Source organism: Actinoplanes sp. TBRC 11911 (assembly GCF_012933445.1).
GTDB lineage: Bacteria > Actinomycetota > Actinomycetes > Mycobacteriales > Micromonosporaceae > Actinoplanes.
In genome coordinates this window covers 216,001-231,656 of record NZ_JABBNC010000005.1, presented here as the reverse complement: position 1 = coordinate 231,656, position 15,656 = coordinate 216,001, and the positions used below count along the sequence as shown (strand labels likewise).

Below are 15,656 nucleotides of genomic sequence, written 5' to 3'. Positions count from 1 at the left end.
GCCTGTCTACGCGGAATAGCCGGCCATCGCGTCGGCCAGCGTGTCCTTCGCGTGGAAGACGTCGACCTCGGTGAGCTGGAGCGGGCCGCCCGGCTCGGTCAGCCGGGCCGTCTCCGGGCCGCCCGCGTAGAACGGGGCGAATCCCAGATCCCGGATGATCGTGGTCGCGGCGCGGCGGGCGTCCCGGTGCTCGGTGCAGACGAACTCGGCCAGCAGCGGATCGTGGCCCCGGCGCCGGGTCAGGACGTCGGCCGGGAGGGTGTTGAAGGCCTTCGCCCAATGGGCCTCGGGCGCCCACTCGATCAGCGTCTCCAGGCCACTCATCCGGCCGCCGGCCGGGGGCGTCGGCGGGTTGGTCGCGTCGATGACGATCTTGCCGGTCAGCGCGCCCCCGGCCATGTCCAGCGCCTCCCGGGCCGACTCCCAGGGCGGGGCGAACAGGACGACGTCGGCGAAAGTCACCGCGTCCGGGACGTGCATCGCGATGCCGTGGCCGCCCATGTGGTCGACCACCGGGGTCAGGCGCTCGGGATGCCGGGACGTCACCGCCACGTCGTGGCCGCTCTCCGCGCACCATTCGGCCAGTGTCCCGCCCAGGCGGCCGGCTCCGACGACGCCGATCTGCATGCTCTCAGCGTGCCCGCTCACGTCGGGCGCGGGGTGCCGAACAGCGATTTCAGTGCGCCCCGGCGGTGGCCGCCACGACCACCGGGACGGCCAGGGTGGGGTCCACACGCGTACGCAGGGAAGGTTGCCAACCCGCGTCCGGCGTGAGATCGGGATCGAAGGCCGTGTTGTACGCGGCGACCAGATCGGTCCTGCGCGGCAGGCGGCTGCCGACCTGGACCAGCGAGCCGAGCGCGGTGATCCGGGTGCCCTTCCAGTAGTGGATGACGGTGCCGGTGGGGACGCCGGCGCTCAACCGGAAGTAGTTGTTCTCGGCGTAGATGCTGGACTCCACGCCGACCCCGAGGGAGTACTGGTACGTGCGTACGTCGGTGGCGATGTAGAGGTTGTTGTACACGTCGACCTGGCCGAACCGGACTCGCGGCGCGCGCTGGACGACGTTGCCGAAACGGTTGTGGTGCACGGTGACGCGCAGCTTGCCCACGTCGGCGCCGGGGGTGTCGGTCGAGCCGATCAGCATGGTCTTGTCGTGGTCGTAGTAGTCGTTGTACGAGACGGTGATCAGGTCGGAGCCCCGGATGAAGTCGGTGGCGCCGTCGTGGACCTGGTACGGGCGGCCGAAGTACAAGGGCTGGTCCGCGTCGTGGTTGGTGCCGTCGCTGAAGGTGTTGTGGTTGATCCAGACGTTGCTGGCGCCGCTGAGCGAAACCAGGTCGTAGAGCGAGTTCCAGTTGCCGGTCTCGCCGTCGGTCGGATCCCAGGCGGGGAAGCAGTCGGCGGCGTCGGTGACCTCCAGGTTGCGCACGATCACGTTGCTGACGTTGGTGAGCACGAGGCTGCCGTGATCGAGGCGGCCCCCGTTGACGCCGACGATCGTGGTGTTGCTGCCGACATTGATTTTGATCTGCTCGCCTTGGAGCTTGGCGGACCGGACGCGCGCGTCTTCGATCGGGCCGGTGGGTTTGGAGGCTCGACCCCAAATTCCCGGGTCGTACGCCGTGCGGAATGCGTCGAGCGAGTAGCCCGGATCGGTGAAGTCCTGGCACGACTTGCCCTCGGCCAGGTCGATGCGGCCGCTGACGAGGACGATCTTCGGGGTGGCGTTCTGGCCGTTGGTGGCGGGGTCGCCGCCCAGGGCACTGATGAGTTCGGACCTGGTGTGGACGACGAAGACGTGGGCGGCGTCGGCGGCGGAGCCACCGGTGGTGCCGGAGCCGGAGGCGGCCCAGCCGTCGTTGGTAGGCAGGGTCTGGCGGGCTAGAAGAGGCGCGGCCGCGTTCGGGCCCGATTGGGCGCCGCCGGCCGAGTTTGTGGCTGCCCACGAGATGTCTGCGGAGTTTGTGGCGGCCCGCGAGATGTCTGCGGAGTTTGTGGCGGCGCCCGGAAGGCTGGCGAAGCTTGCGGCAGCTCGTGCAACACCGGCGGGGCTCGGCGCGGACGGTGTGACGCCGACCGGAAGGCTCAGCATCGCGGCTGCGAGGGCGATGGTTGTCGCTGCAGGCATGGCGCCTCCTTCGGGGAACGCCTTCATGCTGGAGGAAAGCGCTTGCCTGGCAACCGTCACACGGACGTGGATGTCAGTCAATGTCTGGGGCAACGCAGGTTATTTGCAGCCGGCCAGCCAGCCAGCCAGCCAGCCAGCCGGCCAGCCGGCCCGCCCGCCCGCCTGCCAGCCCGGCCCGCCGCCCGCCTGCCAGCCCGGCCCGCCCGCCAGCCCGGCCCCCAGCCCGCCAGCCTGCCAGCCCGCCTTGGGTAGCCGGCCGATCTCGGCACGAGCGCGGGCCGTGCCGGCCGGGGCGGGCCGATGCAGTCCGCGCCATGTGACTGACCTTTACGCGACTGACTTTTTACGCGACTTTTTACGAGACGAGCAAGTCCTAATCCGACTCGGCGGCCATAGGCGATCACTGCTCCGATCGCGCATCGTTCGATCTACCCCGCCCAGCCGCGCATATCCGACTTTTCCGGTGACCGAGAGCTCGGAGGGCGTGTGGCCCCGGATTGTCGCGGTGGTCGACGAGCTTCAGGGTCGACCGGTCGGGCAACTGCACCGCCGGGCTCAGCCCAGCCGACGCATGATCTGCCCTTTCAGCACACTGACCCGCGGCGCTTCCATTTCGTGGGATTCGCGGCCGCATACTGAGACCGGCGACCACATCCTGGACCCGGCATCCGCGATGTGAGACAACCGTCCATCGTGGAGTCACTTTTGCCCGGTAATGCGCCTTTTGCGTGGGCGGATTTGCCAGCCAGAAGTGAACCTTGGAGAGTTGTGGCTCGTATGTGGGCGCAACTCTCCAAGGTTCGCAAAAGTCCACGATGTGGAACTGTTCAGCTGGTTCTCGCGCCGCTCACCCTCCGATGCGGTGGCCTTCCGTGGCGGACCTGAGGGCCGTCGCTGTGGGGAGCGGGGACGTCCCGGCCGTGACGGTTCCCCACACCCGCTGTGGGTCGCCATGGTGTGGGGAACCGCAGCCTCCCCGGCGTCGTGACTGCCCACACGTGGGCGGGGGTGGCCGCGGTGTGGGGAGCCAGGGCCTTCCCGGCGTCGCGATTCCCCACACGTGGGTGGGGGTGGCCGCGGTGTGGGGAGCCACAGCCTCCCCGGCGTCGCTACTGCCCACACCAGGGTGGGGCGCCCATTGTGGGGAGCTGGGACCTGGCCGGGCCTGGCGGCGTCGCCTCGCACGGGGACTCCCGGCGACGGAACCAGCTGAACAGTTACACGATGTGGTTGCGATGTCCCACAAAGCAGGACCGCGCACTGCCGCACGAGATTGCCGCGCGACCATGACGGGTCCCCGTAGCCGCGGCGGTCTCACGTTGCCTATCGGGGCTGGCCGCTGCTGTCCCAGGTTTCCATCGTGGCTGGCCGGGGCGGTCTTATGTTGCCTATCGGGGCTGGCCGCTGCTGTCCCGGTTTTCCATCGTGGCTGGTCGCGGCTGTCTCAGGTTTCCATCGTGGCTGGCCGCAGCGGTCTCACGTTCTCCATCGCGGCAGGCCGCGGTGTCGCCCATGTCGCCCGTCGCGGCACGCCGCAGCCGTCCCAGGTTGCCCGTGGCGGGCGGCCGCAGCCGTCCCAGGTTGCCCAGCGGGTCGGCAGAAGCGCAACCGCATCACGACAGGGCTGCTGCAGGTCGGCGACCCGGCGGGCGCACGGATCGCGTTGCGGCTCGCGCCGAGCGGCGGCACGGCCTCCTCGACCGGCAAACGAGGGTTTATCCGTTAGGCGCCCGGGGTTGGAGGCCAGGTGCTCTCGCGGCGCACCAGCTCGGCGGCCACCTTCTCGACCCGAGGGCCGTCGCTGGGAGTGCCGAGTGCCAGCGACATCGCCCGCTCGCCCAGCTCGGTCAGCGGCAGGCGCACCGAGGTCAGGGCCGGCGTGACGTCGCGGGCGATCGGCATGTCGTCGAAGCCGATCACACTCAGGCGACGGCCCAGCACGCGCAGCGTCGCGAGCGTTCCGACGGCCATCGAGTCGTTCAGGGCGGCGATCGCGGTCAGCGACGGATCGTCGGCGAGCAGGGAGGCCGCGGCCTCGGCGCCGCCGTCGCGGGTGAAGTCGGCGTGCACGATGCGGGTCTTCGGGATTTTCCGGCCGAACTTGCGGGCCGCCCGGCGCAACCCGGCCAGACGGTCGGCCGTGGTGGTCAGGTGCGGCGGGCCGGCGATCACCGCGACCTCGGTGTGCCCGAGCTCGAACAGATGCGCCCCCGCCAGATAGCCGCCCTGCTCGTTGTCCGGCAGCACGGCGTCGCCGGGATGCTCGTGCCGGCCGATCACCGCGATCCGGCCGCCGGTCGACTCGAACGCGCGCAACCGATCGTCCATCCGCGAAGCCGTGTCCGCGTCAAGATATCCGGAACCGGCGATCACGATCGCGGCGACCTGGTGGGCGTGCAGCAGATCGATGTACGCCAGTTCGCGATCGGGCTCCCGGTAGCTGTTGCAGATGATGACGAGACGCCCGTCCGCGGTCGCGACCCGTTGCAGGCCGCGGGTGATCTCGGCGAAGTACGGGTCGGAGACGTCGTGCACGATCACGCCGACCGCGTTGCGATTCGAGCGGGCCAGCATCTGGGCGTGGGCGTTGGGCACGTACTTGAGCTCGTCGACCGCGGCCAGAACGCGCTGGCGCAGGGCGTCGGCCACCGGTTTCGCGCTGCCGTTGATGATCCGGGACGCGGTCGCGGTCGACACCCCGGCGTGCCGCGCGACGTCCGCCAAGGTGGCCATGCAGGGCAGACTACGTCTTCGGTCCCCGTTTGGGTGGCGGGCGCGGCGGTGAAAAATGGCCCCGGGCGGGGGTTACCGCCGATCGCCGGGCTCGGCGGGGCGAGGACGGAATGGTAGCCGAACGGGGTTGCAACCGATCGGCGTTCTCGGCCGAGGCATGGGCGAAAGAGTGGCGGGCGGGGGAGTTGCGTCCGAACGGCACTCTCGGCCGAGGCGAAGGCGGAGTGGTTGTCGGGCGCGGGTCGCGGCCGAAGTGTCTGGTCGGGGCGAGGGCGGCGTGGTTGCCTGGCGGGGGTTGCGGCCGATCAGTGTTCTCGGCCTGGGCGAGGGTGGAGTGGCGGCCGGTCGGGGTCGCGGCCGGTCGGCGGGCTGGGTCGGGGCGAGGGCGGAGTGGTTGTCGGGCGCGGGTCGCGGCCGAAGTGTCTGGTCGGGGCGAGGGTGGAGTGGCGGCCGGTCGGGGTCGCGGCCGGTCGGCGGGCTGGGTCGGGGCGAGGGCGGAGTGGCAGCCGGGCGAGGTTGCGGCCGGTCGGCGGGCTGGGCCGGGGCGAGGGCGAAGTGGCAGCCGGGCGAGGTTGCGGCCGATCGGCGCGCTGAGCCGGGGCGAGGGCGAAGTGGCAGCCGGGCGAGGTTGCGGCCGGTCGGCGGGCTGGGTCGGGGCGAGGGCGAAGTGGCAGCCGGGCGAGGTTGCGGCCGATCGGCGCGCTGAGCCGAGGATGGGGCGCAGTGGTGGCCGGGCGCGGGTCGCGGCCGGACGGCTGGCTCGGCCCCTGCGAGGACGGCGCGTATCCGGCTGACGCGTAACCGGCTGACCCGTAACCGGCCGTTTGTCGCGCAGGCGCATGGACCAGGCGGCTGCGGTTGGTCGGCGTTGGGCTATTGCTCGCTGGATGGCTGGGCCACTAAGGTCCAGGAAAGCGCTTACCTCGGCCCATTTCCCGGAGGATCTGTGACCATGGACCGGACCAGCATCGGCATCGTGCTCAATGGCGTCACCGGGCGGATGGGCCTGCGGCAGCATCTTGTCCGGTCGGTGCTCGCGATCCGCGCGGACGGTGGCCTGCCGCTCGCCGACGGGCGCGTTCTGTGGCCCGAGCCGGTCCTGGTCGGGCGCAGCGAGGCCAAGCTGCGCGCGATCGCCGAGCAGCACGGCCTCGACGACTACACGACCGACCTCGGCGAGGCGCTCGCCCGGCCGGACGTGCACGTCTACTTCGACACCCAGGTCACCTCCGCGCGGGTCAAGGCGCTGCGGCAGGCGATCGAGGCGGGCAAGCACGTCTACACCGAGAAGCCGGTTGCCGAGAGCCTCGACGAAGCGGTCGAGCTGGCCCGCCTCGCCGACGCCGCCGGGGTCAAGCACGGTGTCGTCCAGGACAAGATCTATCTGCCCGGGTTGCGCAAACTGGCGCGGCTCGTGCGCAGCGGATTCTTCGGCCGCATTCTTTCGGTACGCGGTGAGTTCGGTTACTGGGTTTTCGAGGGGGATTGGCAGGCGGCCCAGCGTCCCTCGTGGAACTACCGATCGGCGGACGGCGGGGGCATCACTCTCGACATGTTCCCGCATTGGCACTACGTGCTGGAGCAGATCTTCGGGCCGGTGCGCGCGGTGACGGCGCGGTCGGTGACGCATGTCGAGAAACGCTGGGACGAGGCCGGTGAGCCTTATGCGGCAACCGCGGACGATGCGGCGTACGGGATCTTCGAATTGGACGGGGGCGTGATCGCGCAGATCAATTCGTCCTGGGCGGTCCGCGTCAATCGCGACGAGCTGGTCGAGTTCCAGGTGGACGGCACGCACGGCAGCGCGGTCGCGGGGCTGCACCATTGCCGCATTCAGCCGCGCGCCGCGACGCCGAAACCGGTCTGGGATCCGGACGTCCCGACCACACAGCGCTTCCGGGAACAATGGCAGGAAGTGCCGGACAACCAGACGTTCGAAAACGGCTTCCGCGCGCAATGGGAACAATTTCTGCGGTACGTCTCGGAGGACACCCCGTACACCGGAGACCTCTGGGCTGGGGCCCGTGGCGTGCAGGTCGCCGAACTGGGGCTGCGGTCCTCGCGTGAGGGGCGCCGTTTCGAGGTGCCGGAGCTCGGCAGATGATCACGTTCAGCGGGCGCGGCGAGGCGTACACGAAAGGGCCTCGAGGGTTTTCGTCGCGCCTCGCCTATGCGGCGGCTCCGGTGGTCGCGGATCCGTTCGCGGAAAACGTTCCCGGGGCGCCCGCGGTGCTCGATTGGGAGGCCACGCTACGGTTCCGGCAACACCTTTGGTCGTACGGGTTCGGTGTCGCCGAAGCGATGGACACGGCGCAGCGCGGCGCCGGACTCGACTATGCGGCGACGCGGGAACTGATCCGGCGCAGTGCCGCGGAGGCGAGCGGTCCCATTGTCGCGGGCGTCGCGACGGACCAGCTTCCGGCCGGTTCCGCCACGGTGGACGAGATTGTCAAGGCGTACGGGGAACAACTGCTGGATGTGCAGGAAGCCGGCGCCCAACCGGTGTTGATGTGCAGCCGGCATCTCGCGGCGGCGGCGCGCGGGCCGGAGGATTACCGGCGCGTCTATAGCGAATTGTTGCGGCAGGCCGATGGGCCGGTGCTTTTGCATTGGCTGGGGGAGGCATTCGATCCGGCGCTCGCGGGTTATTGGGGTGGGGGAGCGGAGACCGTTCTCGATATCATTCACGCGCACGCGGACAAGGTCTCCGGGATCAAGATGTCGCTGCTGGACGCGTCGGCCGAGGTGGCGATGCGGCGGCAGCTGCCGGCCGGGGTGCGGATGTTCACCGGCGACGATTTTCACTATCCGGAACTGATCTTGGGTGACGCATCGGGATATTCGGATGCGTTGCTGGGCGTTTTCGCCGTGATTGCCCCACCTGCGGCCGCGGCGTTGCGGGCACTCGATTCGGGCGACGGCGCGACTTATACCGACATCATGGCAGCAACCCTGCCGCTCGCGAGGCACCTGTTCGCCGCCCCGACCTATCACTATAAAACGGGAATTATCTTTCTCAACTGGCTCGCCGGGCACCAAGATTCGCTCGTGATGGTCGGCGGCGCGCAGGTCGGACGATCTCCTCGCCATTTGCTTGAACTCATGCGCCTCGCGGATGACGCCGGCGTGCTTCCCGATGCTGAAATGGCTTCGCACCGGGCGCGGGCCTGGCTGACCACAGTGGGGGGATCATGACCGGCTTCTCGCTCAACCAGGCGACCACGAAGCATTGGCCGCTGCCCGATCTGGTGGCCGGCTGTGTGACGGCCGGGGTGCGGGCGGTCGGGCTCTGGCGGGAGGAGGTGCAGGCGTACGGGGTGGACAAGGCCTCGGGTTTGATGCGTGACGCGGGCTTGACCGTGTCCTCGCTGTGCCGTGGCGGGTTCTTTCACGACGCCGACTGGTATGACGACAATCGGCGCGCCATCGAGGAGGCGGCGGCGCTCGGCACCGACACGCTGATCCTGGTCAGTGGTGGGCTGCCCGGTTCGAGCCGGGACATCGACGGCGCCCGGCGACATGTGGGGGAGGCGATCGGGGCGCTGGTCCCGGACGCCCGCGCGGCCGGGGTGCGGCTCGCGATCGAGCCGTTGCATCCGATGTTCTGCGCGGACCGCTGCGTGGTGGCGACGCTGGGCCAGGCGCTCGAGCTGGCGGCGCCCTATCCGAGCGAGGTGGTCGGCGTCTGCGTCGACACGTACCACCTGTGGTGGGACGACCAGATATGGCCGACGATCGCCGAGGCGGGCGCCGCGGGCCGGATAGCCGCGTTCCAGCTGGCCGACTGGATAACGCCGTTGCCCGAGGGGGTCCTGCTGGGACGGGGCATGCCCGGCACGGGATGCATCGACCTGTGTCGTTTCGCGGGGGCGGTGCGCGCGGCGGGTTATGACGGGTGGACGGAGGTGGAGGTCTTCCACGAGCAGGTGTGGGCACGGCCGGGCGCGGCGGTGCTGGCCGAGGCCTACGAAGGCTACCGGGCCGCCACGGCGGACGTATGACCGAGCTGACCGTCGGGGGTGTCGCTGTCGCCACCTATGTCGTCGAGCCTGCTGTGGACATTCGGCTGGCGCCGCGGCCATACCTGCATCCGGTGCGGACGCTCGGCGGGGTCGTCGTCACGGACGAGTTGTGCTTCGACCATCCGTGGCATCTCGGGGCGTCGCTCACCGTGGCCGACGTCAACGGGGTCAATGTGTGGGGTGGGCGGACGTTTGTGCGCGGGTCGGGCTACGTCTGGCTGCCGGATCACGGGCGGATCCGGCACGACGGGTGGCTGACCCCGGCGGTCGGGCCTGGCACCGGCGATGTGGAACCCCATGGCTCGGCCGGCGGGTCTGGCGGCGGCGGCGCGGATCTGCGGACGTCGGGGCTGGCGGAAACGCTGAGCTGGCTCGACGGGGACGACCGCACGCTCCTGACCGAGCGCCGGGACATCGCCGCGACACCCGCGCCCGGGGGCTGGGAGCTTTCCTTCCGGTACGCGCTCACGGCCCCCGAAACACACCAGGTCGTGCTCGGGAGTCCGGCTACCCACGGGCGTACCGGAGGGGCTGGTTATGGGGGTTTCTTCTGGCGGCTTCCGGCCGGGTCCGCGGTGGCGCGTGCGTCCGACGGCGGCGAGGCGCACGGCAGCGACGCCTCGTGGGTTGCCGTGACGGTGGACGACGCGTACACGCTGGTCTTTGCAGGGTTGGCGGACAAGGATCGCTGGTTCGTGCGGACCGGCGAATACAACGGGGTCTGCGCGGCGCTGGCGTTCGAGACGCCGTTGACGATTCCGCCGGGTACGACGTTGAGACGCCACATTCGTGTCCGGATCGCGGACGGCGGGCGACCGGCACTCGGCTAATGCCCTACCGCGTGCCCCGGGCCGTGGACCGCCGCCCGGTGCAGGCTGCGGTAATGGCGCGGCGACACCCCGGCGGTCCGTGTGAAAGCGTGACTGAACGAGCTTTCCGAGGAATACCCGAACCGGGCCGCCAAGGTCGCTACGGTCGCGTCCGTCTCGCGCAGCGCGACCTCGGCCAAGCGGATGCGGAAATGGTGCAGATAGGTGAGCGGCGGCATTCCGGAAAGGACCCGGAAACGGGTCGCGAAGGCGCTGCGCGACATCGAGACGGCCTGCGCCAGATCCGCGAGGCGCCACGGGTATCCGGGCTGCTCGTGCATGAGGACGAGCGCCGGCCGTAACTCCGCATCGGCGAACACCCGCAGCCACCCCACGGCCGGATGGGCGTCGCGGGCCTCCAGAGCCACCCGCAGCACCTCGACGAGGATGATCTGCGCGTACTTCTCGCCGGCGAACGCCGATCCGGGCGCCGGACTCCCCAGTTCCCGCAGCACGCGGCCGAGCAGGTAACGCAGCGCGGCGGCGGCCGGGTCGGCGGCGCGGATGTGGGTGACGTGGCCGAGCGAGGCCAGGATCGGGTCGACGTCCATCTGGATGTGTCCGGCGATGCCGGCCACCTCGCTGCCGCCCAGCTGCACGATCGGGGCCGGGTCGAGCGCGAAGAGGTCGTCGGCGTCGGCCGGTGGCACCGCGCGGTCGCTGGCCAGGATCCACGGGGCGGTGCCGTGGCATAAGAGCACGTCGCCCTCGTCCAGGCAGATCGGGTCCCGGTCGCCGACGAGCACCCCGCAGTGGCCCCGCACGGCGACGTGCACGCTCAGGGTCTGCTGCCGCGGCGTGAAGCGGACCGCCCATCGGCCGCCCGCGGTGAAACCCCGGGACGTGACCCGGGGGCGGATGATGCCGAGAGCGTCGGAGAAAGGGTCGTACACGACTTCGATTCTGGCGACGGGCCCGGCCGAACCCCACCAATCCCGTGCCATCACGATGACAAATCCGGGTCAGGCGGGGTCGCGCTCCGGCGAGCGGGCGGCCCGGACGTATTCGCTCGGCGCGATCCCGAATTCGTCCTGGAACAGCTTCGCGAAATGGCCGCCGTTCGGGAAACCCCAGCGCACCGCCACATCCCCGATGCTGACCAGCCCGGCGGTGTCGAGCTCGAGGCGTACGCGTCGAAGCCGGGCCGTCCGGATATACGACGCGACGGTCTGATCCTCGTCGGCGAACGACCGATACAACGTACGCCTCGACACGTGCAACGCCGCCGCGACCGTGTCCGGGCTGAGCGCCGGGTCGTCCAAGTGGGAATCGATGAACGCCTTCGCCGTGGCCGGGAAACCGGGGGCGGGCAGAATGCTGTCCTCGAACGTCGCGGCGGCCATCCGGATAACGGATTCGCGCATGGTGACCAACGTGCGGGCGGACACCGCGGATCCGTTCTCGGCGCGCCGCGCGAACGACTCGAAGAGGTCGAAAAGCACGTCCGCGGGACTGCCCGGCGGAGTGGTCGCGTATTGCGGCCGCAACGCCGCCTCGGCCAGGCCCAGCCGTCTCAGGTGTGCGCGTGGCACCTTGATGATGCTGACGCTTTGATAGGCGACCGTATGGCAGGTGAAATCGTCCTCGAGCGTCGAGACGTAGACGTCGCCGGCCGCGATGGCCATGGTGCCGCTCGGCAGGTCGACGAACCCGCCGCCCTCGTTGACCCGCGTGATGGCGACGACGTCATCCGGAATGCCGCCCTGCCACACCGTGGACGAGGTCTCCCGCGCGTTCATGAATTGGATGTCGCCGACCTGGCACGCCAGCAATCCGAGCGTGAAATCCTTGGCCTCGAGCCAGTTGTGGCGGATCTCTCGCCAGCCGAGGACGGAACCCAGGGTCACGAGTTCTTCCGGACCCCGCAGGGCCTGGAAATCGCGACTGTAGGTGGATATGTCCGGGGACACAAAAACAAGCTAGCCCCAGCCTGGGCGCTACTCCAGCGGGAGTGACGCAGCGGACGCTCAGTCGAAAGTCCCCATCAACTCGGTGACCCAGTCGGCCGCGGGCGCCGGCGCGTCCGGTCCGACGGCTCGCATCGCGGCCAGCACGGTCAGCAGCATGCCCGCCGAGAAGAAGTCACGCGTCTCGACCGGGGTCGCCCCGGTCAGCTCCTGCACCAGCCGGTAGAGCCGGCCGAAGTTGCCGCGCACCTGCTCACCGATCACCGGGTCGGAGCCGGCGCTGAAGCCCTGCAGCAACACGGTGAACATGTCGGTCTCGGCGAAGAGCTCCCGGTACGCCCGTCCGAGGTTCGCCAGCGTCGGCTCCTCGGCGGCCGCGGCTCGCCACGCGTCCTCGATGCGGTCGGTCGCCCGCTGGCAGGCCGCGAGGAACAGCTCCTGCTTCGTCCGGAAGATGCGGATCACGTACGGCTGGGAGACCCCCGCCAGCCGGGCCACCTGATCGGTCGTCGTGCCGGCGTATCCGCCCTGGCTGAAGGCGGTGATGGCGGCCGCTACCAGTTGCTCCTGGCGCTCCTGCGCGGTGAGCCGTGTCCTAGGCATGGTTGACATGTTATCAGTCAATAACTACGTTCCTAGTTATCAGTCGATAACAACTGAGCGGGGAGACGAGAATGACCACCGCTGCGCTGGAGAAGCCGGCCACTCACAACAAAACGGGCAAACCGCTTGCGGCGATCCTCGCTGCGGTCGGGATCCCGATCTTCATGGTCACACTGGACAACCTGGTGGTGAGCACGGCGCTGCCGGTCATCCGCACCGACCTGAACGCCTCCATCCAGGACCTGCAATGGTTCGTCAACGCGTACACGCTGCCGTTCGCCGCCTTCCTGCTCACCGCGGCCGCGCTCGGCGACCGCATCGGCCGCCGCCGGATGTTCCTGATCGGGCTGGTCGTCTTCACGCTGGCCTCGGCCGCCGCCGCGCTCGCGACCGCGCCGTGGGAGCTCACCGCGGCGCGCGCGATTCAAGGACTCGGTGGTGCGGCCGTCGCGCCCCTCTCGCTCACGCTGCTGGCCCAGGCCGTGCCGGATCGCTTGCGTACGGCCGCGGTCGGCATCTGGGGCGGCATCAGCGGACTCGGCGTCGCGGTCGGGCCGGTCGTCGGGGGAGCGGTGGTCGACGGCATGGACTGGCACTGGATCTTCTGGCTCAACGTCCCGGTCGGCATCGTCGCGGTGATCCTGGCCGCCACCGTGCTGCGCGAGTCGCGCGGCGGCGCGCGGCGTCTCGACCCGTTCGGCCTGGTGCTGTCCGCGGCCGGCCTGCTGCTCGTGGTGTGGGGCGTGGTGGACGGTCCGGACCACGGCTGGTCCTCGGCCCGGATCGTGTCGATGCTGGCCGGCGGCGGGTTGCTGCTGCTCGCGTTCTTCGCCTGGCAGGCCCGCAACCGCACGCCGATGCTGCCGCTGTCGCTGTTCCGGTCGCGCGGCTTCAGCGTCGTCAACATCATGACGCTGACCTTCACCGTCGGCGCGTTCGGCTCGGTCTTCCTGCTCTCCCAGTTCTTCCAGGTGGTGTCGGGGCTCAGCCCGTTCGAGGCCGGCCTGCGGACGTTGCCGTGGACCGCGGCGCCGATGGTGGTGGCACCGCTGGCCGGGTTGTTCGGCGACCGCATCGGACAACGCAACCTGATCTTCGCGGGTCAGGTGCTGCTGGCGGCCGCACTCGCGTGGACCGCCGTGACCAGCACACCCGACTTGGCGTACGGGAACCTGGTCGTCGCCTTTGTGATGGCCGGCGTCGGGATGGGCCTGACCTTCGCGCCGATCAGCACGATGGCGCTCGGCAGCGTCACCGAGGGGGAGCGCGGCGTCGCCTCCGGCGCCAACAACACGATCCGCGAGGTGGGCGTGGCGGCCGGGGTGGCCACGCTGGCGTCGATCTTCAGCTCCTTCGGGGGGTACGCCTCCGGCCAGAACTTCGTCGACGGCCTGCGCCCGGCCGTGCTGGTCGGTGCCGCGGTGGTGGCCGTGGGTGCGATCATCGCGCTCTTGCTGCCGAAGCGTCCTGTTCTTTCATCGAGCAGTTCAACTATTGCATCTTCGTGACGGGTCTGTAACGATGACTGTCGATCCCGTCCCCCCTGGATCCTTGGATCGGCAGGAGTCCCCGATGTCCGTCTCACGACGAGCACTTCTGTCCACCGTGGCTGCCGGTGGTGCCGCGAGCTTGCTGCTCGACGGCGCCCCGGCTGCCGCTTCGTCTGCGCCCGGCGACGTCGTCGGCAAGGTGACCGTCGGTTATCAGGGCTGGTTCGCCTGCCCCGGCGACGGCGCCCCGATCGGCGGCTGGTGGCATTGGAGCCGCGACCGTTTCCAGCCGCCGTCGCCGTCGAATACCACGATCGTGTCCTGGCCGGACATGCGCGACTTCGCCCACGCCTACCCCACGGCGTACGGAAATCTGGGTAATGGTGCGGCCGCGACGCTCTTTTCCTCGTACGACCAGCAGACCGTCGACACGCATTTCCAATGGATGCGCACGTACGGCGTGGACACCGCGGCGTTACAGCGATTCAACCCGGTCGGCGACGAAGGGCCGACCCGCGACGCGATGGCTGCGAAGGTGCGCGGCGCTGCGGAAGCGACCGGCCGAAAGTTCTACATCATGTACGACGTGACCGGCTGGACGGCGATGCAGTCGCAGATCACGGCGGATTGGCAGAACAAGATGGCGGCGTTGACGGCGTCCCCGGCGTACGCGAAGCAGAACGGAAAACCGGTCGTCTGCATCTGGGGTTTCGGCTTCAACGACGACGGCCGGCCGTTCACCCCGGCCGCCTGCCTCGACGTGGTCAATTGGTTCAAGGCGCACGGATGCTATGTCATCGGCGGGGTGCCCACGTATTGGCGGCAGGGCATCAACGACAGCCGTCCCGGATTCGGCGACGTCTATCACGCGTTCCACATGATTTCGCCGTGGATGGTGGGGCGGACCGGGACGTTGGAAGGGCTCGACCAGTTTTACGCCGACGTCAATACGCCTGATCTGGCGGATTGTGTGGCGCACGGCATCGATTACCAGCCGTGCGTGCTGCCCGGTGACCTGTCGGTGGGAGCGCGCCGGCATGGTGACTACTACTGGCGCAGCCTCTACAACATGATTCGGCTGGGGGCTCAAGGGCTCTACGTGTCCATGTTCGACGAATTCAACGAAGGTAATCAGATCGCTAAGACGGCCGAGACCGCTGGGTCCGTTCCGGTGGGGTCGGGGGTTCGCGCGCTTGACGAGGATGGCACGTTCTGTTCGTCCGATTACTATCTGCGGATTACTGGTGACGGCGGGCGGATGCTCAAAGGGCAGATTCCGTTGACGGCGAGCCGGCCTACGCAGCCCTCGCTTGTGCCGGTGGTCAGCGATCTGGCGCGCGGGCGGGCGACCAGTGAGAGCAGCCATACGCAGGTCTACGCGTCGGGGAACGTCGCGGACGGTAATCAGGCCTCGTATTGGGAAAGTGCGAACAACAGCTTTCCGCAGTGGGTGCAGGTTGATCTGGGTGCGTCGGTGACGGTGGGGCGGGTGGTGCTGAAGCTGCCGCCGTCGTGGGAGGCGCGGCGGCAGACGCTTGCGCTTTCCGATGGCGGGTCGCGTACGCTTGTGCCGCCTGCTGCGTACACCTTCGATCCTGCCTCGGGTAATACGGTTGCGGTTTCGTTTGCGGGCACGCCTGTGCGGTTTCTGCGGGTGACCGTGATGGCGAATACCGGGTGGCCTGCTGGACAGGTGGCGTCGCTCGAGGCGTATGGGAATTGAGGCTTTTCTCCGGGGCCGACACGCGCGGCTCTCCGAGGCCGCCGTGCGCGGCTCTCCGAGGCCGCCGTGCGCGGCTCTCCGAGGCCGCCGTGCGCGGCTCTCCGAGGCCGCCATGCGCGGCTCGGCAAGGCCGCCGTGCGCGGCGTGTGATGCTCGATCGCGGGGGCGGGGCCGGAGC

12 protein-coding genes are annotated in these 15,656 nt (G+C 69.5%); 6 read left to right on the top strand and 6 right to left on the bottom strand.

All coding sequences use genetic code 11. The features are described 5' to 3' along the window. Nucleotides 1-6: 6 nt before the first annotated feature. From HH310_RS10500 to HH310_RS10490, 3 genes are all read right to left on the bottom strand, one after another. The gene (locus HH310_RS10500) at nt 7-627 is read right to left on the bottom strand and encodes an NADPH-dependent F420 reductase (RefSeq protein ID WP_169175258.1); all 621 of its coding nucleotides are present in this window, start codon (nt 625-627) and stop codon (nt 7-9) included. A 49-nt stretch (nt 628-676) separates the two neighbouring features. Then, on the bottom strand, nt 677-2,131 hold the full coding sequence (locus HH310_RS10495) for a polysaccharide lyase family 1 protein (protein WP_248293871.1): 1,455 nt from the start codon (nt 2,129-2,131) through the stop codon (nt 677-679). A 1,722-nt stretch (nt 2,132-3,853) separates the two neighbouring features. After that, nucleotides 3,854-4,864 (bottom strand): LacI family DNA-binding transcriptional regulator, encoded by a 1,011-nt coding sequence (locus HH310_RS10490; RefSeq protein ID WP_169175257.1) that lies wholly within the window; start codon nt 4,862-4,864, stop codon nt 3,854-3,856. A 952-nt stretch (nt 4,865-5,816) separates the two neighbouring features. Between HH310_RS10490 and HH310_RS10485 the strand changes: the two genes are divergently transcribed. From HH310_RS10485 to HH310_RS10470, 4 genes are read left to right on the top strand one after another with little or no spacing between them, the layout of a single operon-like run. Continuing rightward, nucleotides 5,817-6,968, top strand: coding sequence for a Gfo/Idh/MocA family protein (locus HH310_RS10485; protein ID WP_169175256.1), 1,152 nt, complete (start codon nt 5,817-5,819; stop codon nt 6,966-6,968). Further along, nucleotides 6,965-8,059, top strand: coding sequence for a DUF993 family protein (locus tag HH310_RS10480; protein WP_169175255.1), 1,095 nt, complete (start codon nt 6,965-6,967; stop codon nt 8,057-8,059). The genes HH310_RS10485 and HH310_RS10480 overlap by 4 nt, the downstream gene beginning before the upstream one ends. Then, nucleotides 8,056-8,865: a sugar phosphate isomerase/epimerase gene (locus HH310_RS10475; protein WP_169175254.1), complete on the top strand. Its 810-nt coding sequence runs from the start codon at nt 8,056-8,058 to the stop codon at nt 8,863-8,865. The genes HH310_RS10480 and HH310_RS10475 overlap by 4 nt, the downstream gene beginning before the upstream one ends. Next, on the top strand, nt 8,862-9,716 hold the full coding sequence (locus tag HH310_RS10470; RefSeq protein ID WP_169175253.1) for a PmoA family protein: 855 nt from the start codon (nt 8,862-8,864) through the stop codon (nt 9,714-9,716). The genes HH310_RS10475 and HH310_RS10470 overlap by 4 nt, the downstream gene beginning before the upstream one ends. Here HH310_RS10470 and HH310_RS10465 read toward each other — a convergent pair. The 3 genes from HH310_RS10465 to HH310_RS10455 all read right to left on the bottom strand — a co-directional run bounded on the left by HH310_RS10465 (nt 9,713) and on the right by HH310_RS10455 (nt 12,265). Then, nucleotides 9,713-10,648, bottom strand: coding sequence for an AraC family transcriptional regulator (locus HH310_RS10465; RefSeq protein ID WP_169175252.1), 936 nt, complete (start codon nt 10,646-10,648; stop codon nt 9,713-9,715). The genes HH310_RS10470 and HH310_RS10465 overlap by 4 nt on opposite strands. Before the next feature lie 69 nt (nt 10,649-10,717). Next, the gene (locus tag HH310_RS45285) at nt 10,718-11,665 is read right to left on the bottom strand and encodes a helix-turn-helix transcriptional regulator (protein ID WP_169175251.1); all 948 of its coding nucleotides are present in this window, start codon (nt 11,663-11,665) and stop codon (nt 10,718-10,720) included. A gap of 57 nt (nt 11,666-11,722) precedes the next feature. Beyond that, on the bottom strand, nt 11,723-12,265 hold the full coding sequence (locus HH310_RS10455) for a TetR/AcrR family transcriptional regulator (RefSeq protein ID WP_169175250.1): 543 nt from the start codon (nt 12,263-12,265) through the stop codon (nt 11,723-11,725). Nucleotides 12,266-12,336: 71 nt separating this feature from the next. On the opposite strand from HH310_RS10455, the gene HH310_RS10450 reads away from it, so the two are divergent. Next, nucleotides 12,337-13,773: a DHA2 family efflux MFS transporter permease subunit gene (locus tag HH310_RS10450; protein WP_169175249.1), complete on the top strand. Its 1,437-nt coding sequence runs from the start codon at nt 12,337-12,339 to the stop codon at nt 13,771-13,773. 64 nt (nt 13,774-13,837) lie between these two features. After that, the gene (locus HH310_RS10445) at nt 13,838-15,478 is read left to right on the top strand and encodes a discoidin domain-containing protein (protein ID WP_169175248.1); all 1,641 of its coding nucleotides are present in this window, start codon (nt 13,838-13,840) and stop codon (nt 15,476-15,478) included. Nucleotides 15,479-15,656 lie beyond the last annotated feature (178 nt).